This is a genomic window from Corynebacterium sp. ACRPQ (genome assembly GCF_022347225.1).
Classification (GTDB): Bacteria; Actinomycetota; Actinomycetes; order Mycobacteriales; family Mycobacteriaceae; genus Corynebacterium; species Corynebacterium tuberculostearicum_D.
In genome coordinates this window covers 1-853 of record NZ_JAKRNF010000044.1, presented here as the reverse complement: position 1 = coordinate 853, position 853 = coordinate 1, and the positions used below count along the sequence as shown (strand labels likewise).

Here is an 853-nt window from a genome sequence, read left to right as displayed (position 1 = left end):
GGGCGGATTCTAGGGGTCGTTGCAACGATGATGGTTAGTTTGGTTTGATGCTACCGGTTTGTGTGAGGGCGTTGGTCATGACTTCGGCTGGGGTGCGCCAGTTGAGTGCTTTGCGTGGTTTGTGGTTGTGAATGTTGGCGATCATTTCTAGGTCCTCGGCGCTGTAGATGGACAGGTCGCTGTTTTTAGGAAGGTTTCTTCTGAGCCTGCCGTTGGTGTTTTCGTTGCTGCCGCGTTCCCATGGTGATCCTGGATGGCAGAAGTAGATGGGAATGTCAGTGGCCATGGTAAAAGCTTTATGACCAGCCATTTCGCTTCCTTGGTCCCAGGTAATTGATGACCAGATAGCTTTATCGATTCCTGTAACTGCCTTGTGCAGGGCTGTGAATACTTCTTTGCTGGTATGCCTTCCCGGTAAGTGGCCAAGGACAACAAATCGGCTGACGCGTTCTACTAGCGTGATTACCGCTGATTGGTTGTTTTTACCGAGGATGAGGTCGCCTTCCCAGTGGCCTGGCAAAATACGTTCACTTACCTCATCTGGCCGGTCGTCTATGAGGATCATGTCGTCGACGAAGCGTTGCTGGGCAGGTGTGCTGGAGCGGGTTTGGCGTTTCTTGCGTTTCTTTCTACCGGTCGGCAAGTCCAGGCCAAGGTCTTTGAGTCTTCCTTTGGCCTGCAGGTAAAAGGCGTCATAAATCGTTTCGTGACTAATGCGCATGTCCTTATCAGTGGGGTAGTCGATGGGCAGGCGATTAGAAATCTCCTCAGGTGACCATTGTGCCCGCAATTGTGCGCATACATAGTCCCATAGTCTTTTGTTGGCTAGTAGTTTCGGTATTTTCGGCCGCAA

Annotated in this window: 1 protein-coding gene; it reads right to left on the bottom strand. The window is 51.3% G+C overall.

Annotation, left to right across the window (positions count from 1 at the left end; translation table 11 throughout):
• Positions 1-34 precede the first annotated feature (34 nt).
• The coding region (locus tag MHY24_RS11990) for an IS30 family transposase (protein ID WP_239230926.1) at positions 35-853 on the bottom strand (819 nt) is incomplete at its 5' end.